Here is a 25,468-nt window from a genome sequence, read left to right on the forward strand (position 1 = left end):
CTCAGATGTAGGTGTCGGTGACCTCGGTCTTGAGCACGGCGAGGTCGGTCGCGGTGAACTCGACCTGATCGCCGGGGCGCACGGTCCAGACGTCGCCGCGTCGCACGCCGCCGAGGTCGACGACCCCGTCGACGCGGAGGAAGCCGTCGCGCATGTCGATCGTGTGCTCGTGGCCGGCGTCGAGGGCGCGGATGACCGTGTACTCGCCCGTCGGGCCGAAGATCGTGTACCCGTTCGGGAGGAGCCCTTGGATGCGGTGCAGCGGCCGGGCGGGGAAGTTGCCGCGGTGGGACGCCGGACGCTGCTCGAAGGTCTCGGTCGCTCCGTACTTGCGCGGGTCGGGCATCCAGAGCTGCAGCTGCCAGTCCGCGAATCGGGCGCCGCTGGCACCGCGAACGGTGAAACGGGTGCGTGCCGCCAGGCGGCACCGGCCCCAGAGCGTCTCGCCGTCGCGCTTCACCTGAATGCGCGCGTCGTCTCCGTCCGCGAGGAGGCCGGTGAGGCGGTGCTTGAGTGCGTCGAGCTCCTCCGGGCTGGGCGCCTGCGCGGTGCCGGCGAGGGCGACCGTGCGTGGGCCGAGACGCCCGATGGCATCGAAGGAGCCGTGCCCCTCCGGGCGGGCCGTCTCGTCTCGGCGGACGTCGACGCCGTCGTCCCAGCCGGTGAAGCCGGACTGGTCGATGAGGAAGCCGCCGTCCTCCGGAAGGTCGGCGCCGCGACCGTGGAAGGTCACGGCGCCGACGTTGATGGTGAGCTTCGGTGCGCGCATCACGCTCCTCGCAGCTCGTAGTTGATCGCATTCGCGGCGATCGTGCCGACGGTCTCTTCGGACATGCCGGGGCTGGTCTCGACGTTGACAACGGCGAGGGGGCCGTCGCCGCGCGCGTTGCCGATGTCGGGGTCGACGGTCGCGCCGCGGGGGAGGGTGAGCAGCTCGGGGCCGCGCTCTCCGACGATGACCGAGCCGGAGCCGGTGATCGTGCCGCCCTTCGCGAGCATCGGGATGCTGGGGATCGAGAGCGAGATCCCGATGGCGTCGCCGACGACGGAGGTGACCCCGTTGATGCCCTCGATCATCCCGTTGATGACCTGGATGATCGTGTTCAGCATCTGCTTCACGTAGGAGACGACCCCGTCGAAGGCGCCGCGGATGACGTCGCCGATGGTGCCGAAGACGTTGCCGAAGGCCTCGCCGATGATGTCGAGCACGCCCTGGATGTTGTTCCAGGAGTCGGTGAAGAAGGAGACGATCCCGTTCCACAGGCCGTTCCAGGCGGCGGCGATGAGGCCGCCGACGAAGGTAAAGACGCCGAGGACGAGGTTGATGTAGGCGGTGACGGCGCCGACGATCCAGTTCCAGATGCCGGCGAGGAAGTCGCCGATCCCGGTCCACAGTCCGTTCCACCAGGCGGCGATCATCGCGCCGACGACCTGCAGGCCGAGGAGGAAGTTGGCGAACACCTCGGAGACCCAGGTGGTGAAGCCGGTCCAGATCTCGACGATCCAGTTTCCGAGCCCGCCCCACATCTCCGACCACCAGGCGCCGAAGGCGTTCAGGCCGTCGGTGATCCAGCCGATGAAGCCGCCCCAGATGTCGGTGATCGTCGCGACGACGGTGTCCCAGTTGAGGACGAGGAGGACGATCGCGGCGATGAGCGCGATGATGCCGACGACGATCCAGGTGATCGGGTTGGCGAGCAGCGCGATCGTCGACGCCCAGATGGAGGCGGTCCAGGCGATGAACGCGGCGACGAGGCCGACGCCGATGACGCCGGCGATGACGCCGACGGACTCGGTGTTCTCGCCGACCCAGGTGCCGAGGTCGTTGAGCAGGGGCATGGCGGCGGTGAGGCCGTCGCCGAGGGCCGTGAAGACCGCGGTCGCGATCGGCTCGAAGGCCTCCATCGCCTTGTTCATCGTGATCTGCCAGCGCTCGGCGAAGTCCATGGTCTCTTCGCCGACGCCGAGGATCGTGTCGCCGGTGTCGCCGGTGGCGGCCATCAGGTCGTCCATGTTGAGGACGCCGTCCTGTAGCGCGCCGACGAACTGCGAGGCGCCCTTCGTGCCGAAGACCTCGGACGCGAGGTTCAGCGCGGAGGCGGTGTCGCCCGCGTCGACGAAGCCCTGGATCTCGCCGGTGACGCGCTGGAACGCGGCCTGCGGTTCCTCGCCGTCCTTCGCGAGGTTGATCATGCCCTTGGACATCGAGCCGAGGATCGCGGTCGAGTTCAGGCCCGCCTTGTCGAGCGTGCCCATCAGGTTGACGGACTCGTCGAAGCCGAAGCCGAGGGTCTGCAGCGCGGGGGCGACGGTCTGGACGCCGGACGCGAGCTCGTTCATGCCGACGCCGGTGGCCTGCGAGGTGCGGAACAGGCTGTCCATCGCGCCCTCGACGGCCTCGCCCTCGATGCCGAACGCGGTGAACGCGGCGGAGGTGGTCTGCACGTCGACGGCCTGGCCGAGGATGCGGCCCGCCTCGAGGTACTGGGAGGAGACGGTCTCGAGGGTGTCGCCGGAGAGGCCGAGGCGCTGGTTGAGGTCGGAGACGGTCTGGCCGGCGGCGGCGAAGTCGGTGGGGATCGAGGTGCCGACGTTCTTGGCGACCTCGGCGAGGCCCTCGAGCTCGGCGCCCTGAGCGCCGGTGCCGACGCGGATCGTGTCGGTGATCTCGTCGAAGGTCGACCCGATCTCGTAGAGGCCCTTGAAGGCGCCGACGACGCCGGTGACGATGCCGGCGCCGGCGAGGGCCTTGACCATGCCGCCGCCGAAGCGGCCGCCGGCCTTGTCGCCCTCGCCGGCGGCGACGTCGGCGGCGCCTCCGAACTGCTTCGCGATCTCGTCCTGGATGCCCTCGAGCGTGGGCACGAGGCGCATGTAGCCAGTGACGACCTCGTTGCCTTCGGGCATGCGGACCTACCTCTCGTCGTGCGCGGGGTGGGGACGGCTCGCGCGCGTCGAGGGTTGGTGGACGCGTCGCGTTCACCAGGTGCTCGTGATGCGTCGCGGTGCGCGGCCGCGAGACGCGTCGCTCGCGGCCGCGGACGACGCGTCGTCCTGAGCAGCTCAGCGACGGGAGATGAAGCGGCCGCGGGAGTCGCGCGGTCTCCCGGGTGGGGGCGCGGGCGGTGTCTTGACCTGCGCGTCCCACCAGCCGTCGAACTCGGCGACGGGGATCGCGTCACGGCCGAGGGTCTGGGTGCGCTTCTTCTCCCAGGGGCGGGGGATCGGCTTGGGCCGCGGCGCGGACTTCTTGCCGGCGCGCTGCCAGTTGCCCTGCGCGATCGAGTCGGCGACCATCGCGAGCAGCTGCTCGCTGATGCCCCAGCGCAGGCCGTGCACGGACTCCGACGTCGACGACTCCGGCCGCTGCTCCCAGCGGCGGATGAGCAGGCGCAGCTCGTACCAGCTGAGGCGCTCGGTGCCGACGTCGTGGAGGTGGAAGCCGGCGAGGACGAGGTCGGTGCGGATGGCCTCCGCGTGCTCTCCGGTTAGGAGATCGAAGAGGCCGAGGATTCCCCCAGGTCGATCTCCGAGCCGCCCTTCCAGGCGCGCATGAAGTCGTTGAAGCCGTTGCGGTCGAGCACGTCGAGGTGCTCGAGCTGCTCCTCGGTGAGGACGCCCTCGAGCAGGGTGAAGACCTGGTCGAGGGGCTGCAGCTTCCGAGCGGCGCGGAGCGCTCCGATCGGGATGTTCTCGAAGCGGGGGACGACGAGCTCGAAGCCGTCGGCCAGGGTGTAGTGGAACTTCTCCATCATCAGGAACCTCTCGTGGGTCCAGGAGCCGGGTGAGGACCGGGCGGGGGCGGGTTCCTGGGGCGCCCCCGCCCGGTGGTCGATCAGGCGGAGAAGACGCCGTCGTCGGTGAAGATGTAGATGTTCTGGCCGTCGGCGTCCGGGTAGGTCGCGAGGGTGACGGGCAGCGTGATCGCGCCGGTCGCGGTGAGGGGGATCTCGCCGCGGGAGACGACCTGCGCGCGCGGGGCGACGATGAGGACGCGGCGGTCGCCGTCCTTGACCTTGAAGTACCAGGCCTTGATCGGCAGCTCGTTCTTGCCGAGCGAGGCGCGCATGCGCGTGCCCTTGGTCGTGGTCGCGGCCTTCACGTCGACGTGGTCCTCGCCGAAGTAGTTGCGCGCGGACTCGGCGTTGAGCTCGAGGTGGGTCCACGCGATCTCGCCGGTGAACTCGGAGAGGATGCGGCGGATCTCGGCGCCGGACCAGTCCTTGATCGTCTCGGTCGAGTCGGAGGGCGTGATGGTCACGCCGTCCTCGTTGACGTAGCCGGAGTCGCCGAGCCCGGTGAGCGTGACGTCGTCGATGTCCTCGGGGACGTCCTCGAGCTCGGGACCGGTGAGAATGGCACCGGTGGCCTTCTGATCGGGCGCACCGACGAAGACGTTCTTGTTGTTGACACCCATGCGGGCAGCCCCTTTCAGGCGTGGTGGAGTGGCCGCGGCGCGCGCGACGGAGGCCGTCCCCGGCGGGGACGGAGCGAGGGGTCGTCAGAGCGCGGTGAGGCGGGTGTCGACGACGAGGGTGCGCGTGTAGCGGTTGCGCTTGGTGACGGGGTCGGCGCTGTTCGCCCCTCCGCCGAGCGAGCCGACGCGGTAGACGACGATGCCGGGCAGGTGCTCCTCGCCGACGAGCGAGCGGATCAGCGCCGTGGAGATGCGCATCAGCAGGGCGGACTCGGTCAGGGTGCGGCCGAAGCACTCGAGGGTGATCTGCTGGCCGACGAGGACTTGGTCGCGGGTGTCGGTGCCGCCGGTGTCGACGACGCGCACGTGCGGGGCGTCCTCGACGCGGCCGGACACGGTCGCCTTCGCGTCGTTCTGCTCGAGCCCCTCGGGCAGCCAGACGATCAGGCGGCCGGCGAGGTCGGGCTCGGCGAGCATCTCAGCCACGGCGCACCGCCCCGAGCGCGGCGGGCAGGAGGGTTGAGTCCTCGCGGACCGCGTCGAACGCCTCGGGGGAGACGGGGCGGACGATGGTGGAGACGCGGTCGCGGCCGTAGAGGCGGCGCGCCTCGAAGCCCTCGCCGAGATCCTCGGCGGCGCGGGCGCCGGCGGCGTCGACCCAGTCGGCGACCTCGTCGGAGCGGAGGATCTTCGCCATGCCGCGCGAGTTGAACTCGAGCCGGCGGCCGCCGCGACTACTCGCCATGTCGCCACCTCCGGATCGTGAAGAGGACGTCGGACACGAGCAGCGACCCGGTCGGCGACGGGGCCTTCGTCGGCTCGCCCTCGACCTGGTAGTCGAGGCCGTCGAACTCGACGATGTCCTCGGCGGTGACGTCGGAGCCGTGAGGCGCGGCGACCGAGTAGCCGGTCGCGACGGCGATGCGGTCGTCCGTGACCTCGGTCGAGGCGAGCGGCTCGACCCAGCAGCGCCGGATCGGCTTGCTGTCGGGGGTCGCGGCGTAGTCGCGGACGCTCGTGCCCATGTCGTCGACCTGCGGGTACCGCTTCCGGACGAGGACCATGCGGGCGAAGGATGCGGTCACGGGAGAGACCCCGGGACGTAGGAGGACAGCGCGGCGGCCTCGTGGGGCATGAGCACGGTGCCGCCGGCGACGCCGGCCGCGGTCTGCGTCCACTGGATCTGACCGGCGAGCGACTGCTCGCGGACCTGGCCGAGGGGTGCGCCGAGCGCGCGGGCAGCGATCTGCAGCGCGAGGTCGACGACGAGAGGGACCGCGGCGAGCGCGTGCCCGTGGGTGATGGTGACGACGACGGGCCAGGCGAGTCCGGGCGCTTCGATCGCGCCGTCGTCGTACCAGGTGAGCGCGGTGACGTCGAGCTCGCGGCCGGCGGAGGTGAGGGCGACGACGCCGGTGAGGTGCGTCGTCGGGAGGTAGAGGGTGCCGCCGACGTACTCGGAGCGGCGCGGCCGGTAGACGCTCGTCCGCGACGGGGCGATGTGCCAGTGGCAGTGGTCGGTGATCGCCTGCGCTGCGGCCTGCAGCGCGAGCGGGAGGTGGGGGTGGTCGGCGGGGATGTAGCCCTGCGAGCGGTCCTCCATCTGCTGCGCCGTGGCGAAGCCGTGGACGGGCTCGGGCTCGGTCTGGTCTGCCATCCCCGCCGCCTCCCTACTTCGTGCGGGCGGCGCGAGCCGCCTTGTTGGTGGGTGCGGCCTTGCCGGCCGGCTTGACGGTCTCGGTGAGGCCCTGCCGCTTCGCCTCTTCGGGCGAGAGCAGGAGGGTCGTCTTGTGGCCGTTGATGGTGGTCTCGTAGCGCTTGAGCGTCATGCTGTCGCCCTCTCTCCGTACGGCGCGGTGGTCGACGGGGACCACCGTGGACGGTGCTCCGCATGCCGCGTGCGGTGCTCCGCAGATGCGGCACTGTGCCACGGTGGTCCCCTCTCGGGTTACGCGGTCAGGTCGATGGTGACGAACGCCTTGGGGCGCAGGACACCGAACGCGACGCGCTCCTCGCCGAGGATGGCGACGAGGTTGCGGATGAAGAAGTCCGCGTGGGAGTCGGTCGCGGTGATCGACGCCTGCTCGCGGTCCCAGAGGACCGCCTTGCGGAAGTCGCCGACGAGGGCGACTCCGGAGGCGACGGCCTCCGACTCGACGACGGGCAGGCCGTGCAGGGTCGGGATCGCGCCGGCGGTCGCCTCGTTCTGTGGGTTCTTCGCGAGCCGGGCGAGCTGGATCTTCTCCCAGTCCGTCGGGTTCATCAGGTACCCGGTCGGCCGCGAGCGGCCCACGGTCTTGACCTTGGTCTGCGCGAGCAGGGTCGTCTCGAGCAGCGGGTCAAGACCCGCGACGGTCGAGGAGTAGCCCTGCGCCTGGATGCCCGAGGTGCTCAGGATCCCGCGCAGGTGCTCGCCCGTGCCGGAGCCGTTGACGATCTCGTCTTCCTCGGTCTCCGCGAGGTCGTCACGGAGCTCCTGGTCGATGAGGCCGCGCAGCTGCCCGGCGTCGGCGAGGCCGCGCTTGGTGGCGGGCACCCACTCGGCGATCGTCTTGACCGTCTCGGTCACCTGCTCGAAGGCCATCGAGCCCTCGGGCTTGTAGCCGCCGCCCGCGGCGAGCACGAGCGGTCCCGCGGCGCCGGGCGCCGTCGGGGCGGCCGAGCTGGTGGCCTCGGCGACGACGTCCGCGGAGTTGAGCTGCGCGGTCTGGCGGACGTACTCGACGGTGTCGGAGGTCGTCTGCCGGACCGAGATCAGGTCGCGCAGCGCGAGCGGCCGGCGGCCGAGGAGCTCGAAGTCGCTCTGGCGGTCGTTGGTCACGAACGCGCCGCCGGAGGTGCTCGAGGTGCCGGTGAGCAGCGCCTTGAGGCCGAGGGGCTGCGACTGCACGCGAGCCTTCGAGCTGATGCGGCCGTCGGGGAACGACTTCATCATCGCGTCGTACTCGACGGACTCCGTGAAGAGCTGGCCGATCGACTTGCCGCGGGTGGGCGCGATGAAGTCGCCGGGGGCGTTCTTGCGCTCCGGGGTCTGCTCGAGTCCGAGGTCGATGCCGATCGCAGCGAGCGCGGCCTTGACCTCGGCGCTGGACTGGCCCTTCTCGAAGTCGGCCTTGGCCGCCTCGTAGGACTTGAGGTGGGTCGACGCTGCGGCGACCTCCTCGTGGGTCAGGTCGCGGTTCTCGGCCTCGGCCTTGGCCGCGATGTCGCGGGCGGCCTTGAGCTCGACCCGCATCTTCTCCTTGGGGTCCACGGGGGACCTCCCTTCGTTAGAGAGTTGCGAGCTCGCAGGTTGCGAGCTCGATCTGCAGACGGGTCAGAGCGGACGGCTCGCCGGTCGGTTCGTCGGACTTCACCGTCGCCGGTTCGTCGTCCTTCACCTCGTGACTGCCGCTGGCCTTGCCTTCGTCTTCGGTTTCGAGGGCGGACAGCACGCGGCCGATCGAGTCGTACGCGGTGCGCAGCTCGCCCTCGTTCTTGGCCGAGATGACTCGGCCGGCCTTGACCTCGGCAGCCAGGCGTGCGGCGGAGCGGCCGCCGGCCTTGACTGCGAGAAGTTCGGTCTCCTGGTTCGCGCCGATCGGCGTCGGCCCGACCTCGTAGAGCTTGAGCTTGCGCAGCTCCCAGACGGAGTCGGGCTCGTCCTCGCTCTTGACGATCGCGTAGTCGAGCACGTCGTACGCGAAGGAGAACTGCGCGACGCGGCGGCCCTTGAGCAGGCGGTACACCTGCATCGCCTTCGGGCCCTCGAGGTCGAGCTGGGCCTTCACCCACAGGCCCTCGTCGGTCTCCTTCGCCTCGAGGACGTGCCCGATGTTGTAGTCGGGGTCGTCCATCCGGTGCGACCAGTAGACGGGGATCGGGTTGCCCGACGCCTCCCACTCGGCGAGGGTGTCGGCGAAGGCGCCCTTGAGGACGCGGTCGCCGTAGCTGTCGACGTTCCCGAAGACGGAGACGATCGCCTCGAAGACGCCCTCGCCGAGCTCGTCGTCGGGGCCGACGGCCTTCACCTGGACGGTGCTGTTCTTGGTGAGCATCTCTGCCTCCTACTCGAAGTCGATGACGACGTCGCACATGCAGCCGGCGACGTCGTCGACGTCGAGCGCAGAGGAGTCGCCGGGCCAGTTGGCGCCGTTGCTGAATGCCGCGTCGATGGCGACGGTCTCGCCGTTCATCGAGGCGTGCGTGGACCGGGGGTTGCTCGACGTGGTGATCCACGTCTTCGTCGCGCCGCGGCCGCCGGAGACCTGCGTGGCGGCCTCGACGGTCGCGAAGCCGGCGAGCGACGTCGTGATCGTCTGCGCGAGCTCGTCGGAGCGGGCGCCCTTGGCGACGTCGAAGACATGGCCGACCTCGGCGAGCGGCTCCTCCGCCTCGGCGAGGGCGTCCTCGAGCTTGATGCGGGTGACCGCGTTGATGCTCGTGGCGTTCGACTTCGCCACCTTCTGCAGGTACGCGAGGGTGCGGTCGACGTCGTACTCGTCGGGGTCGGCGCCGAGCGCGTCGAGCTGCTTGCGCGCGACGTCCTCGGTGATCGACGACGAGAGCGCGAAGAGGATCGCCGCGAGGTCGGTGTCCCAGCGGTCGCCGTTCCACCAGTCCGCGTCGGCCTTCGCGCCGAGCACCGATCGGATCGACTGCTCCTGCTTGGCGAAGAAGTCGCCGATGACCTTGCGCGCCTTCACGCGCTGCTGCGACGTCGCGCGCGCCTTCTCGAGCGGGCGCGCCTTCCGCGTCGGCCGTGGGCTCGAGAGCTCGCCGCCGGGCGCCGCCTCCTCCGCGACCGGGTCGGTCGCGCCGACCTCGAGCATGTTCAGCGGGGCGAGGAGGATGTCGCCGCCGGGGACGCTGGGCAGGTTCGCCCGGGCGCGTGCCTCGTTGCGGGTCATGTAGGGCGCGCCGACGGAGGACTGCAGCTGCGCGGCCTGCTCCTCGAAGGAGCCGCGGAGCTTCTCCTCCATGTTGAACTCGACGTAGACGCGGTCGGTGTCCGGGAATTCGGGCAGCAGCTGCAGCGCGATCTCCTGCTGGATGTCCGCGAGCCACGGGCCGAGGGTGTCCTGGTAGAGCATCTTGTGCTGCTCAGTGATGTTCGAGAACGTCGCGTGGTCGAGGATTCCGACCATGGGCGGCGGGATGAAGTAGGCGGCCGCGACCTCCTCGCGGGTGAGCTTGCGGCTCTCCACGTACTGCAGGTCGACGGCGGAGTGCGCCGCAGCGACGAACTTCATGCCGTCCTCGAGGACGGGCGTCCCGCCGGCCTCGGTCGCGGATCCACCGTTGTACTGGGCGCGCCACGCCGACCGGAATCGGTTGCGGGCCGCGGGGTCCCACTCCTTGCCCTGCGGGTCGGCGGGGCGCTCGATGTAGCCGGAGACGCGCGCGCCGTTGCGGAGGACCTGCTCGCGCATCTGGCCTGCGGCGTACTCCTCGGCGAGGATCCGGCGCAGGGTCTCGATGGGCGAGAGGCCGGAGCGGCCGTTGGTCGGGTTGTAGCCGCGGAAGTAGACCACGTGCCGGGCGTCGATCTCGGTCTTGCCCTTGTCGCCCTCGACGGCGAAGGACGTCGGCCGGAGCCAGTCCTCGCCCGAGGGCTTGATCATGGGCGGCGGGATGCGCACGAGGGCGGCCTGGCCGGCCTCCTGGTTCTTCACCCAGTAGGCGGCGTCGAAGATGCAGCGGTCGGCGACGAGGTCGCGCTTGAGGCGGTACGGGGTCGTGAAGCTGTTCGGCGCGCCGAGCAGCTGCGCGAGGGGGTGGTCGCGCAGCCGCTCGCGGTCCGTGTCGGAGATGCGGCGGAAGGCGTGGATGTTCAGCTGGGCGATGTTGCGGGCGAGGAAGTCGACGACCGTGCGCACCGCCGGCTGGGTCTTGTAGATCTCGGCGTAGTCCTGGGTGAAGTCGTCCGAGATCTTGAGCGCGTAGGGCGCCTGCGCGGTCGGCTTCTGCAGCGAGACCAGGGATCCGGAGGAGACGGCGAAGGCCATGCGGTGCCCCTCCCTCAGAGTGCCTGGATGTAGAGCACGCGGTCGCGCTCGATGACGGCCTCGCCGTCGAGCTGCAGCGGCTCGGCGCCGCGCTCGAGGCGGGTCGCGTCGCGCAGCACGAGGAGCGGGCCGGTCTGGCGGTAGAGGATCCCGTCGAAGGCGGACCCGTCGACGAGGTTGACGATGACGCGGCGGCGCCAGAGCAGCCGGCGGAATGCGAGCACGAGCGCCTCCTAGACGATGAACAGGTCGTGGTCCTCGTACGCGGAGCGTCGAGGCTTAGGCGCGGTGCGCATCAGCCAGTGCGCGCCCATGACGCCGGAGAGCGGGGAGGCGTCGCCGGGGGAGTTGACGCGGTCGACGACGTAGGTGTCGCCGAGCTTCTTGACGACTGCGGTGCCGGCGGCGACGTCGAGCACGGGCTGGTCGCGGTGCCACGCCTTTCCGTTGTGCACGGCGTCCAGCAGGAGACCGGTCGCGATGCCGATGTCCGGGCCCTTCCAGTCAGCGACGACGAAGCCTGCCTGCTCGAGGTCGACGCGCAGCGACGAGGCTGGCCCGCCGTTGGTCTGCAGGGTGACGCCGCCGAGCGGCCACGTGCGCTCGGGCGAGGACAGCCAGGGGACGAGCCAGTCGGTGCCGGGGCGGGAGCGCATGATGCCGATCTGCGCGGCGCCGTCCTCGCGCTCCATCGCGTAGGCGATGTGCGCCCAGGTGCGGTCGTGCGAGACCTCGACGCAGAGGTAGACGGGGGCGTCGGCCGGCGCGGTCGTGAGCGGGTCGCGCTGCTTCGCCCAGGTGCCCTCATGGAACGGGCCGCCGGTCGAGTCGTCGAGGAAGAGGTTCATCACCTCGGAGGTGAAGACCGGGGCCGGGTCGTAGGAGTACGACGAGGCGATGCTGTCGACGTGGATCGAGTAGCCGAGGGACGGGTTGGAGTAGGCCCAGGTCTCGGGCATGGACGGGTCGGCGCCCTTCGGCGGCGACCACCAGAAGAGGCCGACCGAGGTGTTCGTGTCGCCGGCCTCGATCGCGTCCATGGCGATCTTGTGGAAGTGGCGCTGAACGATCGAGTCGAGGTAGCCGGTATTGGACGCCGCGAGGATCTGCGACCGCCGCCGCGCCATCGTCGTCTTCGAGAGCGCCGACCAGGCCGAGAAGGTCTTCTGCTTGAGGATCTCGTCGACGAAGACGAAGTCGAAGGTGAGCGAGCGGCCGCCGTTCTCTGCGGAGTCGACCCAGTAGCGCTGCCCGCCGGCGAGCTCGAACCAGAGCTCGCCGTTGGTGTTGGACTCGCGCGCGAACTCCGAGCGCAGGTCGGCGACCGCGGCGATGATCTTCTTCGCGTGCTCCCACGGCTTCTTGGCCGCGGCGAGCTTCTGCGCGACACCGAGCACCTGCGCGTCGCCGTCGAGGTACATGCGGAAGAGAATCATCAGCGCGGCGACGAACGTCTTGCCGTTCTGCCGCGCGACCCACAGCAGGATCAGCTTGAAGCGGTAGGAGCCGTCGGGGTTCAGCTCGAGCGCGTGGATCAGGAACCAGCATTCCCAGGGGTGCAGCGGAGGGGCGAGCTCGGCGTAGCGCGTGTCCGCGAGCTCCGCCGTCAGCATCGCCGCGAAGGCGATGGCGGCGAAGCCCGCGGAGGTGCGCTCGGTTAGCGGCCGGCGCGGGGGCGTGAAGACCCGCGGCACCTCGTGCCCGACGAGGGGCTTCTGCTCACGCCTTCTTCCGCCCGCTGCTCGCGCTGCCACCCTGCGAACCTCCGTTCCAGAACTGCGTGCGCAGGCTGTCGAGCTTGCTGACCTCCTTGGTCTTCGACGCCTCGGCGAGCTTGCCCATCACCTCGACGTAGCGCGAGGCGAGCGAGGCACGCTGCGGTACGTTCCCGGCGCCGTCGAGGTCGCGGGCGAGCGTGATGGCCAGCGCGGCGAGGTAGGCCATCCCGGGCGGGATGGTGAGCGCCTCGACAGCGTCGAGCGCCGAGAGCTCGTTCGGGCCCGGGCCCGCTGGCTCCTCCTCGGAGGGGACAGGGGACACGGTCGGTGTCCCCTCGAATGTCCCCCCTGCTGTCCCCCCTCGCGGTGCGCGCGATGGCCGCATCTCGGTCACGGGAGCGACGTGCGGTGCGGCCTTGGAATTGGCCCGCTGCCTGCGCTTTTTCTCCCGCTCGCGTTCGCGCTTCTGCTCTGGTGTGAGCGGCACGGTGACCACCTCCTCGAGGTGGGATGGGGGACGGGACAGCGGGACAGGGGGGACATGCCTGCCCGGGGGGGGGGACGATTCTCTGCCGGCGGAGGTCGACGGGCGACCGCGCCAGCGATGCGAGGCCCCCTACCCCTCCGGGTCGGGCTCGATCTCGGCGAGGCGCTTGATGGTCGCGACCTGTTCGTCGTCGAGCTCGACTACGAGGGTCGCGTGCATGATCGCGAGACCGCCCGACATCGTCTCGATCTCAATCGGCTGGTCCGCGAGCTGCACGAGGGGCCGGACGCTCAGGCTGAGCCCGGCGACATCCGCGATGTAGTCGACGATGGCCTTCGCGCCAGCGCGCTGCACGTGCTTGTGCTGGGTGATGACGAGCTCGGCGCTCATAGCTACCAGACCCTTCCCGGATCGCCCAGACCAGGCTTTTGGTCGCCGGCGCCCTTGTTCTTGTTGCAGAGGGAGTGCGACGGCTGGCCGTTCGCGGGATCGTCGGCGAGCTCGGGATAGGCGATGCGCGACTTCTTGTGGTCGTATGCGAAGGCCTGCGGGTCTCGCCAGTCGAGGTAGGTGTCGATCGGCTCGCCGCAGAGCGCGCAGGGCAGGTTGTGTTCGCGGGTGACCTGCTTGAGGTTCTTGACGTTGCGGCGGTGCGCGGCGGTCGTGCGGCCGGGGATGCCAGCAGCCATAAGGGCGCCTCCGATGAACGACGAAGGCGCCTCGACCCGCTGACCGGGGAGACGCCTTCCGCTCGACACTTTCGCTTCCTACACGTGTCGGCCTGTGGCCATCATACACATTTCGAGACCGGGCGAAAGTCAAGCCGCGTCAATAAGATCAGCGGATGAGTGTGTGGCGCCCCTGGGATGCGGACGATGACGAGCAGGCCGAGCGGATGACGGTCCGGGAGATGATTCCGGATCCCGTAAGGGCAGGGGTTGGGGAGTGGCTCCGCGTGGAACTGCTCGGCCACTACGGCATGACTTCGGTTAACACGATCACCTTCGTGCAGGCAGCCCTACAGCATGACTTCGGTTTCGCGCCGGGCGCCGTCAACACGGACTACTTCGTCAGCCAGATCCTCAGCAACGGCGACAAGTTCACGATGCGTGTGATCGATCTCCTTGCTGGTCAAATTCGTCCCGGAATCTCCGCCGCAGAGAGCCGCATCAGGCAGATCGACACGCACCTCGAACTCGGCGCATCGAGCGTCACCGTCACTCGGCAGGGTCGCGAGTTCCGGGTCGCTCGGCGTCTTCCGGAAGGGGTCGAAGAGCTCGCCGCTCAGTCCGTCTCGTCAGCGTCGCGGCTCGCTGGGAATCATCTTGTGGTGGCATGGAATGAGATTCGCTCGTTGTCCCCGAATGTCAGCACAGCTATGACCGAAGCAATTCGGGCTGTGGAAGCGGCAGGTGGCGCTGTAGTCACGCCCAAGGAACTGAGGCCTCGTCTCAGTAAGATCGTGTCCACGATCAAGGACAACGATCGATGGACGCTGATCCTCGCAACCAGAGACGATGGATATCCCGACCACAGAGCTGTCCTGGTCGGCATGCTCGAGACCCTGGCCTTCGCTCAGCAGGACCGGCACTCAGGCAAGCCGCACACCGTCCCCGAAGGCCTCGGGCACGTGCAACTCGCCTCCACATTGGTGGCGTGGTTCTCGGCTGGCGTAGTCAAGAAGAAGGCGAGCTAGGGCGCTCGTACTCCGGCGAGCGCCGTGGGTCGGTGGTGGGGGTCGAGAAGATGTCCCAGGCGCGGAGGACGCCGCCGGAGCCGGGGAAGAGGTCGGTGAAGTCGTCGTGGGGTTCGGCGCCGAGCAGGTCGAAGATCCAGCGGCAGAAGACGGCGGGCTTCGCGCCGACGACGCGGTTCGGGTCGGTGAGGCGGGGCTTCGCGGCGTAGACGAGGGAGTCGACTCGTCGTGTCGCGCCGGCGTAGCGCAACGCATCGTGCGGATCCGCGAGACGCGTCGTCGAGCTGCTCGGGTCTACGGATGCGTCGCGTCCACCAGGTGCGGCGGATGCGTCGCGCTCGACGTCGGATGCGACGCGTCGCGATGCGCGGCCGCGAGACGCGTCGCCGTCGGCCGCGAACGACGCGTCCCGGCCACCGAAGTAGATGACCGGCTCCCACGCGTTCGCCGGCCCCCGCGAGCGACCGTGCCGGTCGCCACGATGCCAGGCCGCGACGCGTACTCCTGGAGGGCACGACGCGAGCACCTCGGGCAGCGCGCGGGCCGACGTCGACAGCGCCCACCCGTCGAAAGCGGCCAGCGAGGCGATCAGCGCGGGATGGTCGACTTCCCCGCCGAAATCCGGGTGCTCGCCGTAGTAGCGCTTCGACAGGCCCGGATACGGCGGATCGGCGTAGGCCAGGCGCAGCTTCTCGCCGCGGCGCGACGCGACAGGATCGCCGACCCCGCGGGCGAAGCGGTGCCTCGCCTGCCTGCAGCGGACCGAGCAGCACACCGCATCACGGCGCGCCGCCGCTGGGATCGGGCCCGAGCACCACGAGCAGATCCGCGTCGAGCTGCTCGGCACGACGGATGCCTCAGCCATGGTCGACCTCAGCGAGCGCCGGGGGTTCGTAGATGATGTGGGCGGGCAGGGGCACCAGCGCGTTCGGGAAGCACCCCTGGCGGCCGGCGCGCGTCCATCCCTCGGCGAGGCAGTGCCAGACCTCCAAGTCGTCGGCGTCGGCGCGGAGGACCGTGCCGGGCGGAAGCGTGCGCAGGTGGGCGGCCGTCGACACCAGACGTCCCCGCTCGAGCACCTCGATCCGCTCCCGCGCCGTCCGCTCCTTCGCCTGCAGCCGACCCATCTGCGCGAGGATCTCCACCGGCTGCCGAGCCGCGAGAGCCTCCGCCAGCGCAGTCAGCAGCTCCCGCTCCTGCGAGCCGTACGGGTGCTCCGCCGCCAGGATCCGGCCGTACGCGATCAGGTCGACCGCCGGCGCCCCGACCATCGAGCCGCGGTCCGCGCGCTCCGCCGCCGGCTCGAGCGGCTCCGGCACGGCGAGGGCGACCTCGACGGTCCAGTCGTGCACGTCCGCGCTCATCGGGTCCTCCTCGCGTCACGCAGCGCCTCGTTCGCCTCATCGACCGACACCCAACCCTCAGCGCCCGGATCCCCACGAGAGATGTGCACGGCGACCACGGCGAGCGCCGTCAGGGCGAGGGCGAGCAGTCCGCGCATCACGGCCGCACCGCCGTCATCGTGGCGAGCGCCGAGAGGTTCGCGCGGGCGATTGCCCAGTCCGTCGGCGTGCACAGGGTGTGGGTGTGGGTCTGCGCGACGACGTCGGCTACGAGGCCCTCCGAGAGGCCGAGCTGCTCGCCGAGGTCGCGGGTCGCGCGCTCCTCCTCCGAGCAGACCTCCTCGGCGGCCTGCCCGAAGGCGCCCGCGAGCAGAGCGCCCCACGCGGCGCTCACCCGCCCGAAGAGGCCGATCACGTCCGTCACCACCTCGCCGAGACGGCCGAACCGCTCACCGATCGTGAAGATCCGCTGCGCCTCCGCGAGCTCCCGCCGGCGCCGCGCGCCCCGCACCTTCATCCGCGGCCACTCCGCCGCCGTCCGCTTCCTCGTGCTCATCACAGGCTCCTCTCGGTGTACTTCCTCATCAGGTGAGCCGTCAGTCGGCTCCCCGCCGTCAACGCGCGCTGCTCCCGGTCGAAGAGCAGCAGCTCCGCCTCGTACTCGTCCTCCGACCACACGTGCTCGCAGACCACGCAGCGGATGACCATGTGCGACGTCTGCTCCGTCGGCGGGAACACCGCGACCGTGAACGTCCCTCGCTCCGGCGACCAGCAGCACGTCACCCGATCCGAGTGCGGCATCCGCGACCAGCGCGGCTTCATCGTCTGGAACCAGCGCCGCTCGAGCGTCCGCGTGTACTCCGCCTCCTCCACGAACCAGCGCACGACGTCGAGGTAGTGGTCCGACACCGCCGTCTCCGCGAAGATCGCGTCCAGGTGCCGGTCCAGCCACTCCGACTGCACCCGCGTCTCCCGCTCCGCCAGCCACGGCGAGACGCCGCCCGGGAAGCCGATCACCCGGCCCGTCGCGTTCCGCCACGCCTGCAGCGCCGCCAGCGGCCGCGACTCCCGCAGCCGAGCCGCGAACAGGCCCGAGAACTGCACGAGGATCGCGTAGAGCTCGTTCAGGTCATCGAAGGCCTGAGCGTTCATCGGGAGCGGCGCATCCTTCGCGACCGCGCCGGCCGACTCCCCGACGAGCTTCGTGCCCACCAGGGACGCCACGTGCGCCGCGAGCGTCGGCGCGAGGCGCAGGGCCGAGCGGGTCCGGTAGAAGCACCGATCGCAGAACGCGCCATGCAGCGCTCCCATCGGCTCCGGGACCTCGTCGAGCTCCGTGCCCCGACGGACACACCCACGCACGCACGTCAGCACCACGACGCCCTCGGCGAGCGCCGCATCGATTTCCTGCTGCTTCGTCATCAGCTCCCCGCCGGACTGTGGTTGATGCCGTGCCCGACCGCGCCGCACGACAGCTCGTTACTCCCCGACTCGAGATCCAGGGCGCGGCCCGTCGCCTCCCGGTCGCACCACGAGCAGCTCACGCGACGACCTCGCCCTCGAGCGCGGCCGCGCGCTCCTCGTACCGCGACGAGCGGGAGGCGTGCACGTCATCCATCAGGCGGCGGTCGATCGCCTCCGCCCACTGCGTCGCGACCGCGGCCGCCTGGATCAGCTCGACGCGCAGCCGCGCCGGGTCCTCCTCAGCGACCGCCTCGAAGACCTCCTCGAGGAAGATGTCCCGCCAGGTCACGGCGCCGACGAGGGCGGCCGCGTCCGTGATCGCGCTGAACAGGTCCGCGAGGTGCTTCGCGCGGGAGTCGTGGTAGACGCCGTGGAGCGGCCGCGTGTCCGGGCCAGTGCCGTCGGGGTGGTTTTGCTCGCGCCACTTCCGGTGCTGCCGGGCGCGCTCGGCGGCGATCTCGTCGAGCACCGTCTGCATCGGTTCGGTCATCATCTCGTCCTGTCTGATATCGCTGGTATGGGGTACTGGGGTGGCGAGCCGCTAGAACGGGGTTTCGTCGTTGTAGGAGCCCGGAGTCGTCCAGGCGGCATCGGCGGCCGGCGCGCTCGACGCCCACTGCTCCTGCGAGCCGCCGTCCGGGCCCGGCTGAGCGCCCGACACCGGCCGGCTCGCCGCCTTGCCGCCGGCCGCCCGGGTGACCTGCGCCGTCGCGTAGCGGAGCGAGGGGCCGATCTCGTCGATCTCGAGCTCGATCGACGTGCGCTTCTCGCCCTCCTTCGTCTCGTAGGAGCGCTGCTTGAGGCGACCCGTCGCGATGACGCGCATGCCCTTCGTCAGCGTCCCGGCGACGTTCTCGGCGAACTCACGCCAGACGGACGCGCGGAGGAAGAGGGCGTCGCCGTCCTTCCAGTCGTTCGCCTGCCGGTCGAAGGTGCGCGGCGTCGAGGCGATCGTGAAGTTCGCCACGGCGAGGCCGCCCTGCGTGTAGCGCAGCTCGGGGTCGGCGGTCAGATTGCCGACGACGGTGATGATCGTTTCGCCTGCCATCAGGAGGCCTCTCTCTCGGTTTCGGTCTGGATCCGGTCCGCCACGGCGAGCGCCGGGAGGGCGTCGGTGGGCGGCTCGGGGGTGTGCATGCGGGCCTTCGTCGTGGCGGGGCGGCGGATGAGGCCGAGGCGGGAGCGGGTGACGCGGACGGAGGAGATCGGCATGCCAGCGGAGCGGGCGATGTCGGGGTCCTCGAAGCCGGCGGCGAAGAGGACGCGGACGCGCTCTCGGCGGCGGGCGACAGCGAAGGCCGAGCTGCCCTCCGACGACGGAGGCAGCGGCTCGAGTCCGAGGGGCGCCTCCCAGCCGTCCTCGTCGACCGTGGGCGCCTCAGGAGCGGGCGGCGGGGTCTCGGCGGCGTAGGCGGTCAGGACCGGCGCGAGGGCCTGGCTGACCTGCTGCTCGATGAGGACGTGCGCGTTCACCTGCTGGCGGATGGCGATCGAAGACAGGGCGCGGTACTCGAGGTCCGAGATCTCGATCTGCAGGATGACGCTCATGCGCTCAGTCCTCCGGCTCGAAGCGGGGTCCGGCGGTAGCTGCTGCTGAGCGACGTTCCCTGGCGAGCTGCTGGTGGTACTGGCGCGCATCCCCGCAGTCCCGACAGTTGACCCCCCGGCCAGGACCCGCAGGCTGATGCACGACGCAGAACGGAGACGGGAGATCCAAGAGCGGCACCCCGCCCGGCTCGCCCTGCGCCCCCCGCGCGCCCCCACCCCCCTCTGCCATGAGCCGCTCGCGAGCGGCTCGCGAGGCACTCGCGAGGTCCTCCGGAGGACCTGGGAGTCGGCTGGGCGTCGCGCGCTGAATCGTCGACACCTCGCGCAGGAGCAGGTACTCCCGCCCCATCGCCGAGTACAGGTACAGGTACTCGATCTCCGCCAGCTGCAGCAGCATCGACTCGATGTCCGACTCCGACGTCGTCGCGTCCTCGAGGTACAGGTCCGCCTTCAGCTTCGACGCCTTCGACGACGCCCGCCCCTCGTCGTCCGCCTGCCAGTGCAGCAGCAGCGCGAACAGGCGCACCGCCGGCGGCAGCTCCTCGATCAGCTCGTCGAAGACGATCTCCGCCTTCAACGTCCTCTGCCGGCTCGTCGTCGACATGCTTTGCCATCCCTCGGAAGATCGTGTCCAGTGCCTCGGCGAGCGCCTCTCGGTCGACGCGGAAGCACTCGGTGAAGCCGCGGCCGCGGGGGAGCAGGTGCTCGCTCGCCTCGGGCGTCGCGAAGGCGCGCGCGAAGGTGGCGCGCATCTCGCGCAGCGCGTGAGTCTCGTAGCCGGCGGGCGTGTCCCGCATCAGCAGGAGCACGTGCGCGCCGGTGTCGGTCAGGTAGTAGATGCGGGCCATGCGGGACGCGCGGCCGACCTTGAGCACGCCGTGCTCGGGCCACCAGACCGCGTAGGTCATCGCCAGTTCGGGGCGCTTCATCGGGTGGTCTCTCTCTCGTACTGCTCGGGGGTGATCGCGACGCCGTCCGCCGTGAGATGGCGGAGGCGGCCGCGGTAGATGACAGGCACGGCCAGGGGGTCCTCGTCGGCGCGGACGGCCCAGCCGATAGCCGAGCAGCGCTCGGGCGTCGGAGGGCTGCCGTGCGCGGCGCCGTGGCAGCCGGAGTGGTTCCCGGACCCGCACAGGTGCAGGAGGTTTTCGACCGCGTTGTCGCCCCCACGGGAGCGGAACTTCCGGTGGTGCACCTCCGTCGCGCGGCGCAGGCCGCAGCCCTCGCACATTCCGGCGGAGCGCGCCTCCACCGCGAGGCGGGCGCCCTCCGGGATCGGCTCCGGCTCGGCCCGCTTGCGCGGCTCCGGCTTCGGGTACGCCGGGCTCATGCCGCTGCCTCGGCGAGCGCCGGTCGGAGCGCGTGCGCAGCGGCGACCTCGGTGAGGAGGTGCGCGGCGACGGGCGGGGAGACGACGTCGCCGGCCTGCTGGAACTGGGAGGTGCGCGAGCCGGTCCACGGGTAGTCGAGCGGGAAGCCGTTGAGTAGGCCAGCCTCGGCCGCAGTGAGACGCAAGCCGTCGTCGCGGGCCCAGGTGCGGGAGCGGCCGGTGAGGCACCACGACGGGCCGTCGGCCGAAAAGTCGTTGCCGCCGGACGTGCGGCGGACGCCGCGGGTGTTCATCGTGTGGCCAGCCGGCCAGCCGAGCGCGTCGGCCATGCTCGCGTGCTCGTCGCGGCGGAGGCCGACGGCGATCGGCCGGTAGTGGGAGGCGACGAGGAAGGTGCGGCGGCGACGCGAGGGGACGCCGAGGTCCATCGCGTCGATGGTTTGCACGTCGACGGACTCCCAGCCGACGGAGTAGAGCTCGGCGCCGAGGTCCTCCCACGCGAACTCGACCGCGGGGACCTGTTCCATCGCGATCCACTCGAGCGAGGGAAGGCTGAGCGCCCACAAGCCGGCGAGGGCGAGGAGCGCAGTGCGCGGGTCCTCGACGGTCGCGAAGACGTCGTCGACGGCTTCCTGCGGATCGATGCCCCAGCCGATCGACGTCCAGGAGTCGAGGACGCGCTGGTAGTCGTCGCCGCGGCCCGTCCCTCGACCGGCTGCTGAGAAAGTGGGACACGGCGTGGACGCGATGAGGCCGGTCGCGTCGGCGTAGTCCTCGAGCGATGTCGCTCGCATGTCCTCGTGGATGCGGTGGAAGCCCGCGGCGCGGGCGGTCGCGACCGCGTTGGCCGCGAGCTCGACGCCCTCGATGTCGAGGTCGAGGCCAGCCTGGCGGGCGCCCTCGTCCCAGCCGCCGGGGCCGGCGCAGAGGTCGATGGTGCGTGCGCTCATGCGACGATCCGTTCTCTGTCGAAGCCGACGACGGCCGGAAGGTCGAGCTCCTCGCGGATGCGCTCGACGGTGCGGATGTTGCAGGCCAGCGCGGCGGCGATCGCGCTGTCCGCGCGGCCCGCGTCGTTCATCTCGCGCACGGCGGCGCGGCGCTCGGCCGGGGTGAGGCTGACCGGCTCGCCAGCGACCGCGAGCTGCACCGCGACCTCGTCGACGTCGACGTCCTCATCGGCAACCGCCGGCGTCTCGTCCTCGTCGATGTCGTCCCAGGCGAGCGGTGCCGGCCAGCCGCCACGGCGAGCCTCGTTCATCGCGCGGGACACCGACTGCCGGTCCGGCTGCGTCGACGTTGGCGGGGCGACGTTCCAGATGCGCTCGTACGTCTCCGCGAGCGTCAGGTGCACCCGCACGGTCACGGTGTCCTCGAGCATGAGCCGATGGAAGTTCTCGGGCAGCATGCCCATCTGCCGCGCGATCTTTTGCCGAGACCAGCCGCGCGCCATCAGCGCCTGCATGCGACGGCGAGCGCCGCGGGCGGGGATCTTCGCGTTCTTCGACATCGTTGTCAGGTCCGCGCGGACGGCGAGGATGCGGTCCGCGGTGTCGCGGGAGATGCGCTGCAGCATCTCGCCGCGGCGCGGGTCGCCGTCGGCGCCGGTGCGGCCGTGGAGGAGGCGGGCGACCGTGCTCTTCTTGACGCCGGCGAGCGTCGCGGTCTGGGACCAGCCGACTCCCTGCGCCTTGAGGGCGAGGACGTGCTCGCGGACGGGCGCGGCGGGGACGTAGCGCTCGACGAAGCGGCCCTGCGCCTTGAGGCGGTAGCGGGTGCGCGCGTAGTCGGCGAGCACGACGCGGCAGTCGCGGCAGCGGCAGCCGTGCTGGCGGTAGCAGGTGACCCCGTGCTGGTGCTCCGGCGGGCACGTCGACGCGGCGCTCATGCGAGCCCCGCCATCGAGCGATCGGCGCGCGACTTCTTGCGGCGAGCGGCGACGCCGAGGAGGCGGTAGGTGACCTCGGGGTTCACGTCGAGGCACGCCTGCATCTGGTAGCCGAGCGCGTGGAACAGCCGCTCCCAGTAGCGGGTCTCCGAGAGGCCCCACCGCTCGCGGACGACGTCGCTGTGCGTCAGGAGCCGGCCGTCGACGTTCAGGCGCTTCGACCGATCCGGGAAGGACGCCTCGAGCTCGATCATCTCGCGCGGCGTGGGCGCCGGCGGCCGCTCGTTCTTTGGCGCGGTCACGAGCGGACCCTCCTCGGGGCGAGCGCGACCGCGAACGCCGCGACGACGAGCGCGGCGGCGAGGAAGCTCAGTCCGTCGAAAGCCCACCGCGACATCGCGATCTTGCCGACCAGCGCAGCGGCAGCGGCGAGGACGAGCGCGGCGACGATCGTCAGGCGCAGCAGCGCGGCCCGCGAGGCGGCGCTCATCGCGAGCCCCCGCGACCGAAGACGAGGAGCGCGACGGCGACGACGCCTGAGACGACCTGGTAGAGCTCGAACATGAGCTGTCCTTCCCGCGCCGAGGCGCGACGAATAGCGCCCAGGTGGGCGCGACGAGGTGGGGGAGAGGTGAGGCGGGGGCGAGCGCCGGGTCAGGCGGAGCGGCGGGTGCGGATCGGGGTCACGTTCCGCTGGTGCTCGCACTTCTCGCCGTCGAGGTAGGCCTCGAGGCACGGCTCCTTGACTGTCCAGGGGCCGCGGACCTTGCGCTGCTGGCCGTGGAGCTCCTTCGACCGGAGCAGCTCGCGGACGGTCTCGGGGTGCTTGCGGGCGATGGCGGCGGTCTCTTCGACGGTGAGGTAGGTCGCGGCCATCAGACGGCCTCTAGGGATCGGATCTCGACGGGGTCGTCGAGGTGGGCGAGCCGGATGCCGTCGTCGGGGTCCGGGGCGGGGGGAGGGGGCGGCGGCGCCGGGGAGAGCGCGCGGGAGAGCACCGCCGTCACGGTGCCGACGTAGGTCTTCGAGGGGATGAGCTTGTCGGTCTCGATCTTGGAGAGGTAGGCGACAGCGGTGTCGGCTTCTCGCGCCACATCTTCGAGAGTCAGGCCGGCGAGCATGCGCATCGTTCGGAGCGACTGTCCGATGCTTGCGGGTGCTTGGCGGGTCATGTCAAAGACCCTAGGCACTCTTTGACATGAGTGCAACCTCAGATGTCGAATACACAGGCCGGGTCTTGGTCGCCATGTCAACTTCTCGGGGGTGTTGCACCCGGAATGACGAGGGTAATAGGATCTGGCCATGTCAAAAAACGAGTCGGCGAGCATGTCTAACTCCGAGCGCGAGGAGTACGCCCGCCGCATCAAGTCGCTGCGGCAATCGGCCGGCATGAGTCAGGCCGAGCTCGCCGAGTACTCACGCGCCTCACGGCAGACGATCTCGAACATCGAGCGAGGGTCCGTCGTGCCCCAGGAGGACGTGCTGCGCCGGATCCTCGACGCGCTCGGCTTCGAGTACGCCGCGCCGCGCTTCGACCGCCAGACCGACCTCTGGCTCACGATGATGGGCACGCTCATCGAGGCGATCCCCGAGACCAACCGCGGCCCCGTCGTCGACCGCGCCATCCGAGTCCTCGCCGACGGCATCAAGAGCACGGGCGAGCGCCCCGTGGTCGAGCTCAGACCGACGAATGTCGGGAGCGGCGCACATACTGACGGCCTCGACATCGCGTCCGCCGACGAGGTGCAGGAATCGCTCGAGCTGCCGATGGCCGCCCGACGTGGCAAGCGGAAGGCCGACGAGGCGCCTTCCGCGGAGTAGGGGGGGGCTCGTGAGGGCATTGATGGATGAGGCCGCTCGACTCAACGTGCGAGTGCACCTGGCCCACCTAGATCGCGATCTGCTCGGCTTCTACAGCCACGAACGCCGCACCGCCTACATCAACCTCAGCCTGACGCCGGACGAGATCCGCGAGACGCTCGCGCACGAGCTCGGCCACGCCTACCACGGGCACACCTGCACCGAAGGCAACGAGGACGCCGCCGATCGCCGAGCCGCGCTCCTGCTCGTCGACCCCGACCTCTACGCCAAGGCCGAACTCCTCCACCACCATCCGGCCGCGATCGGCGAAGCGCTCGGGCTCAGCGAGCACATCATCCGCATCTGGCGCGACTGGTGGATCCCCAAGATCAGCGAGAGACTCCACCGCCATGCCTAGACGACTCCCGACGGACCCAGCCGCACCTCTTCGACGGACCGCCTGATGGCGTGGACGGAGCAGCTCCCCTCGGGGCGCTGGCGCGGCTCCTACAGGCTGGCGAGCGGCGCGAGCCGGTCGGCCGGGACCTTCGCCCACAAGAGCGCCGCGATGAACGCGGCCGCAGCCGCCGAGGCGAAGGCGCGGTCCCTCGGCTGGCGCGACCCCCGCGCCGGCCTTCGGACCTGGGGCGACTGGTGCGACGAGTGGTGGCCCACGCGCGGAGTCGAGGCGTCGACCCTGAAGAAGGACGCCTCCCGCCGCGACTCGCGGCTCGCGCCCCGCTGGCGCTCCGTCCCGCTCATCGAGATCACCCGGCACGACGTGAAGGCGTGGGCCGCCGAGCTCGCAGCGGACGGGCTCGCTCAGTCCACGGTGCAGCGGTGCGTCCATCTGCTGTCGGCGTCGCTCGCGGCCGCTGTCGACGCCGAGATCATCCCGACCAACCCGGCGTCCCGGATCGGGGTGAAGGTCGGCGACACGACGAAGGAGCGGTTCCTCACTCAGAAGGAGGCGCAGAAGCTCCTCGCCGAGCTCGACGACGACTCCGTCGACGAGGCCCTCGTCTCGCTCCTCATCGGGACTGGGCTCCGCTGGGGCGAGGCCGTGGGCCTGCGCGTCGAGCGCGTCGACCTCGAGCGCGGCATCGTCCGCGTCGCTGAGGTGTGGGACAACGTCAACGGCGTGATGAAGGCGTACCCGAAGAGCCGGCGCCGGCGGACGGTGCCGCTGCCGAAGTGGGTGGCGAAGAAGCTCAAGCCCCTCGTGAAGGGGCGTGCCGACGGGCACGTCTTCCTCTCGGCCGAGGGGCAGGCGATCGACTACTCGAACTGGCGCCGGCGCACCTGGGTCCCCGCGGTCGCCGCGGCCGGGATCCGCGCGCTCACAATCCACGACCTCCGGCACACCTACGCCTCATGGCTGATCCAGGACGGGGTTCCCCTCGAGGAGGTCGGCCGCCTCCTCGGACACGTGTCGCCGCTCACCACGCGCCGATACGCACACCTCGCCGAGACGCCGCGCGAGCTGGTCCTTGCCGCGCTGCCGGACCCGTCGAAGAAGGCGAAGCGTGGAGCATCCGTGGAGCAGAAGGCTCCGAAACGAGCCGGGACCGGACTGTACCGCGCGGTAGACAATCGCGCCGGAAAGACTGGCTGATCAGCCATTAGCTGCACGAGACTGTACGACGCGGGATAGGCCGGAATGAGCCGATATCGCAGATAGAGCGCTCATAATCCGTCGGTCACGGGTTCAAGTCCCGTACGCCCTACGTCCGTCTCTCGTTCCCCACTGCGGCGGAGACGTCCTCCGTCGTTCGTGGGGCCGCTGCGGA

37 protein-coding genes are annotated in these 25,468 nt (G+C 70.6%); 4 read left to right on the plus strand and 33 right to left on the minus strand.

The window, feature by feature from the left end; translation table 11 throughout:
* Nucleotide 1 precedes the first annotated feature (1 nt).
* From GTU73_RS08790 to GTU73_RS08870, 18 genes are all read right to left on the minus strand, one after another.
* A complete protein-coding gene (locus GTU73_RS08790) occupies nucleotides 2-769 on the minus strand; it encodes a hypothetical protein (RefSeq protein ID WP_160088709.1) in 768 nt (255 codons plus the stop codon).
* A complete protein-coding gene (locus GTU73_RS08795) occupies nucleotides 769-2,907 on the minus strand; it encodes a phage tail tape measure protein (protein WP_160088711.1) in 2,139 nt (712 codons plus the stop codon). The genes GTU73_RS08790 and GTU73_RS08795 overlap by 1 nt, the downstream gene beginning before the upstream one ends.
* A 156-nt stretch (nucleotides 2,908-3,063) precedes the next feature.
* Nucleotides 3,064-3,339 (minus strand): hypothetical protein, encoded by a 276-nt coding sequence (locus GTU73_RS08800; RefSeq protein WP_160088713.1) that lies wholly within the window; start codon nucleotides 3,337-3,339, stop codon nucleotides 3,064-3,066.
* Between the two features lie 149 nt (nucleotides 3,340-3,488).
* Entirely contained in the window at nucleotides 3,489-3,755 is a 267-nt protein-coding gene (locus GTU73_RS08805) for a hypothetical protein (protein ID WP_160088715.1), read from the minus strand.
* A gap of 80 nt (nucleotides 3,756-3,835) precedes the next feature.
* Complete coding sequence (locus GTU73_RS08810; protein WP_160088717.1) at nucleotides 3,836-4,417, minus strand: hypothetical protein; 582 nt, start codon at nucleotides 4,415-4,417, stop codon at nucleotides 3,836-3,838.
* A gap of 84 nt (nucleotides 4,418-4,501) precedes the next feature.
* Nucleotides 4,502-4,903: a hypothetical protein gene (locus tag GTU73_RS08815; RefSeq protein ID WP_160088719.1), complete on the minus strand. Its 402-nt coding sequence runs from the start codon at nucleotides 4,901-4,903 to the stop codon at nucleotides 4,502-4,504.
* Nucleotides 4,896-5,162: a hypothetical protein gene (locus GTU73_RS08820; protein WP_160088721.1), complete on the minus strand. Its 267-nt coding sequence runs from the start codon at nucleotides 5,160-5,162 to the stop codon at nucleotides 4,896-4,898. The genes GTU73_RS08815 and GTU73_RS08820 overlap by 8 nt, the downstream gene beginning before the upstream one ends.
* Nucleotides 5,152-5,502: a hypothetical protein gene (locus GTU73_RS08825; protein WP_160088723.1), complete on the minus strand. Its 351-nt coding sequence runs from the start codon at nucleotides 5,500-5,502 to the stop codon at nucleotides 5,152-5,154. Before GTU73_RS08825 ends, GTU73_RS08820 begins: the two co-directional genes overlap by 11 nt.
* Nucleotides 5,499-6,074 (minus strand): hypothetical protein, encoded by a 576-nt coding sequence (locus GTU73_RS08830; protein ID WP_160088725.1) that lies wholly within the window; start codon nucleotides 6,072-6,074, stop codon nucleotides 5,499-5,501. Before GTU73_RS08830 ends, GTU73_RS08825 begins: the two co-directional genes overlap by 4 nt.
* 13 nt (nucleotides 6,075-6,087) lie before the next feature.
* Nucleotides 6,088-6,246, minus strand: coding sequence for a hypothetical protein (locus tag GTU73_RS18925; protein WP_167306041.1), 159 nt, complete (start codon nucleotides 6,244-6,246; stop codon nucleotides 6,088-6,090).
* 119 nt (nucleotides 6,247-6,365) lie between these two features.
* The gene (locus tag GTU73_RS08835; RefSeq protein WP_208543753.1) at nucleotides 6,366-7,670 is read right to left on the minus strand and encodes a phage major capsid protein; all 1,305 of its coding nucleotides are present in this window, start codon (nucleotides 7,668-7,670) and stop codon (nucleotides 6,366-6,368) included.
* Nucleotides 7,671-7,686: 16 nt separating this feature from the next.
* Nucleotides 7,687-8,454 carry an HK97 family phage prohead protease gene (locus GTU73_RS08840; RefSeq protein ID WP_160088727.1) on the minus strand — a complete coding sequence of 256 codons (768 nt, stop codon included), beginning with the start codon at nucleotides 8,452-8,454 and terminating at the stop codon, nucleotides 7,687-7,689.
* 9 nt (nucleotides 8,455-8,463) lie between these two features.
* On the minus strand, nucleotides 8,464-10,404 hold the full coding sequence (locus GTU73_RS19055) for a phage portal protein (RefSeq protein WP_208543754.1): 1,941 nt from the start codon (nucleotides 10,402-10,404) through the stop codon (nucleotides 8,464-8,466).
* Nucleotides 10,405-10,418: 14 nt separating this feature from the next.
* A complete protein-coding gene (locus GTU73_RS08850) occupies nucleotides 10,419-10,628 on the minus strand; it encodes a hypothetical protein (protein WP_160088729.1) in 210 nt (69 codons plus the stop codon).
* Between the two features lie 9 nt (nucleotides 10,629-10,637).
* Complete coding sequence (locus GTU73_RS08855) at nucleotides 10,638-12,158, minus strand: hypothetical protein (RefSeq protein WP_160088731.1); 1,521 nt, start codon at nucleotides 12,156-12,158, stop codon at nucleotides 10,638-10,640.
* On the minus strand, nucleotides 12,124-12,444 hold the full coding sequence (locus GTU73_RS08860) for a hypothetical protein (protein ID WP_160088733.1): 321 nt from the start codon (nucleotides 12,442-12,444) through the stop codon (nucleotides 12,124-12,126). The genes GTU73_RS08855 and GTU73_RS08860 overlap by 35 nt, the downstream gene beginning before the upstream one ends.
* 294 nt (nucleotides 12,445-12,738) lie before the next feature.
* Nucleotides 12,739-12,999 carry a hypothetical protein gene (locus GTU73_RS08865; RefSeq protein WP_160088735.1) on the minus strand — a complete coding sequence of 87 codons (261 nt, stop codon included), beginning with the start codon at nucleotides 12,997-12,999 and terminating at the stop codon, nucleotides 12,739-12,741.
* 2 nt (nucleotides 13,000-13,001) lie between these two features.
* Entirely contained in the window at nucleotides 13,002-13,298 is a 297-nt protein-coding gene (locus GTU73_RS08870; protein ID WP_160088737.1) for an HNH endonuclease, read from the minus strand.
* 155 nt (nucleotides 13,299-13,453) lie between these two features.
* Between GTU73_RS08870 and GTU73_RS08875 the strand changes: the two genes are divergently transcribed.
* Entirely contained in the window at nucleotides 13,454-14,305 is an 852-nt protein-coding gene (locus GTU73_RS08875) for a hypothetical protein (RefSeq protein WP_160088739.1), read from the plus strand.
* Here GTU73_RS08875 and GTU73_RS08880 read toward each other — a convergent pair.
* The 15 genes from GTU73_RS08880 to GTU73_RS19565 all read right to left on the minus strand — a co-directional run bounded on the left by GTU73_RS08880 (nucleotide 14,286) and on the right by GTU73_RS19565 (nucleotide 23,269).
* Nucleotides 14,286-15,170, minus strand: coding sequence for a hypothetical protein (locus GTU73_RS08880; RefSeq protein WP_160088741.1), 885 nt, complete (start codon nucleotides 15,168-15,170; stop codon nucleotides 14,286-14,288). The genes GTU73_RS08875 and GTU73_RS08880 overlap by 20 nt on opposite strands.
* Nucleotides 15,163-15,669 carry a hypothetical protein gene (locus GTU73_RS08885; RefSeq protein WP_160088743.1) on the minus strand — a complete coding sequence of 169 codons (507 nt, stop codon included), beginning with the start codon at nucleotides 15,667-15,669 and terminating at the stop codon, nucleotides 15,163-15,165. Before GTU73_RS08885 ends, GTU73_RS08880 begins: the two co-directional genes overlap by 8 nt.
* A 136-nt stretch (nucleotides 15,670-15,805) precedes the next feature.
* Complete coding sequence (locus GTU73_RS08890; protein WP_160088745.1) at nucleotides 15,806-16,204, minus strand: hypothetical protein; 399 nt, start codon at nucleotides 16,202-16,204, stop codon at nucleotides 15,806-15,808.
* Nucleotides 16,204-17,118, minus strand: a complete 915-nt coding sequence (locus GTU73_RS08895) for a hypothetical protein (RefSeq protein ID WP_160088747.1) — start codon at nucleotides 17,116-17,118, stop codon at nucleotides 16,204-16,206. The genes GTU73_RS08890 and GTU73_RS08895 overlap by 1 nt, the downstream gene beginning before the upstream one ends.
* Nucleotides 17,119-17,188: 70 nt before the next feature.
* Nucleotides 17,189-17,605: a hypothetical protein gene (locus tag GTU73_RS08900; protein WP_208543755.1), complete on the minus strand. Its 417-nt coding sequence runs from the start codon at nucleotides 17,603-17,605 to the stop codon at nucleotides 17,189-17,191.
* 48 nt (nucleotides 17,606-17,653) lie between these two features.
* Entirely contained in the window at nucleotides 17,654-18,160 is a 507-nt protein-coding gene (locus tag GTU73_RS08905; protein ID WP_160088749.1) for a single-stranded DNA-binding protein, read from the minus strand.
* Nucleotides 18,160-18,660 carry a hypothetical protein gene (locus GTU73_RS08910; protein ID WP_160088751.1) on the minus strand — a complete coding sequence of 167 codons (501 nt, stop codon included), beginning with the start codon at nucleotides 18,658-18,660 and terminating at the stop codon, nucleotides 18,160-18,162. The genes GTU73_RS08905 and GTU73_RS08910 overlap by 1 nt, the downstream gene beginning before the upstream one ends.
* A gap of 4 nt (nucleotides 18,661-18,664) precedes the next feature.
* On the minus strand, nucleotides 18,665-19,264 hold the full coding sequence (locus GTU73_RS08915; RefSeq protein WP_160088753.1) for a hypothetical protein: 600 nt from the start codon (nucleotides 19,262-19,264) through the stop codon (nucleotides 18,665-18,667).
* Between the two features lie 321 nt (nucleotides 19,265-19,585).
* Nucleotides 19,586-19,990: an HNH endonuclease signature motif containing protein gene (locus GTU73_RS08920; RefSeq protein WP_160088755.1), complete on the minus strand. Its 405-nt coding sequence runs from the start codon at nucleotides 19,988-19,990 to the stop codon at nucleotides 19,586-19,588.
* On the minus strand, nucleotides 19,987-20,940 hold the full coding sequence (locus GTU73_RS08925) for a DNA cytosine methyltransferase (RefSeq protein WP_160088757.1): 954 nt from the start codon (nucleotides 20,938-20,940) through the stop codon (nucleotides 19,987-19,989). Before GTU73_RS08925 ends, GTU73_RS08920 begins: the two co-directional genes overlap by 4 nt.
* Nucleotides 20,937-21,878, minus strand: a complete 942-nt coding sequence (locus tag GTU73_RS08930; RefSeq protein WP_160088759.1) for a hypothetical protein — start codon at nucleotides 21,876-21,878, stop codon at nucleotides 20,937-20,939. The genes GTU73_RS08925 and GTU73_RS08930 overlap by 4 nt, the downstream gene beginning before the upstream one ends.
* Nucleotides 21,875-22,180: a hypothetical protein gene (locus GTU73_RS08935; protein ID WP_160088761.1), complete on the minus strand. Its 306-nt coding sequence runs from the start codon at nucleotides 22,178-22,180 to the stop codon at nucleotides 21,875-21,877. The genes GTU73_RS08930 and GTU73_RS08935 overlap by 4 nt, the downstream gene beginning before the upstream one ends.
* Nucleotides 22,177-22,368, minus strand: a complete 192-nt coding sequence (locus tag GTU73_RS08940) for a hypothetical protein (RefSeq protein WP_160088763.1) — start codon at nucleotides 22,366-22,368, stop codon at nucleotides 22,177-22,179. Before GTU73_RS08940 ends, GTU73_RS08935 begins: the two co-directional genes overlap by 4 nt.
* A 164-nt stretch (nucleotides 22,369-22,532) precedes the next feature.
* Nucleotides 22,533-22,754 (minus strand): helix-turn-helix domain-containing protein, encoded by a 222-nt coding sequence (locus GTU73_RS08945; RefSeq protein WP_160088765.1) that lies wholly within the window; start codon nucleotides 22,752-22,754, stop codon nucleotides 22,533-22,535.
* Nucleotides 22,754-23,269 carry a helix-turn-helix transcriptional regulator gene (locus GTU73_RS19565; protein WP_347877753.1) on the minus strand — a complete coding sequence of 172 codons (516 nt, stop codon included), beginning with the start codon at nucleotides 23,267-23,269 and terminating at the stop codon, nucleotides 22,754-22,756. Before GTU73_RS19565 ends, GTU73_RS08945 begins: the two co-directional genes overlap by 1 nt.
* On the opposite strand from GTU73_RS19565, the gene GTU73_RS08955 reads away from it, so the two are divergent.
* From GTU73_RS08955 to GTU73_RS08965, 3 genes are read left to right on the plus strand one after another with little or no spacing between them, the layout of a single operon-like run.
* Nucleotides 23,181-23,699 carry a helix-turn-helix transcriptional regulator gene (locus GTU73_RS08955; RefSeq protein ID WP_160088769.1) on the plus strand — a complete coding sequence of 173 codons (519 nt, stop codon included), beginning with the start codon at nucleotides 23,181-23,183 and terminating at the stop codon, nucleotides 23,697-23,699. The genes GTU73_RS19565 and GTU73_RS08955 overlap by 89 nt on opposite strands.
* Before the next feature lie 22 nt (nucleotides 23,700-23,721).
* Nucleotides 23,722-24,096: an ImmA/IrrE family metallo-endopeptidase gene (locus GTU73_RS08960; RefSeq protein ID WP_160088771.1), complete on the plus strand. Its 375-nt coding sequence runs from the start codon at nucleotides 23,722-23,724 to the stop codon at nucleotides 24,094-24,096.
* A gap of 45 nt (nucleotides 24,097-24,141) precedes the next feature.
* Nucleotides 24,142-25,293 (plus strand): site-specific integrase, encoded by a 1,152-nt coding sequence (locus tag GTU73_RS08965; RefSeq protein WP_160088773.1) that lies wholly within the window; start codon nucleotides 24,142-24,144, stop codon nucleotides 25,291-25,293.
* Nucleotides 25,294-25,468: the final 175 nt, after the last annotated feature.

Origin of the sequence: Rathayibacter sp. VKM Ac-2804 (genome assembly GCF_009866655.1) — a bacterium.
Taxonomy (GTDB): Bacteria; Actinomycetota; Actinomycetes; order Actinomycetales; family Microbacteriaceae; genus Rathayibacter.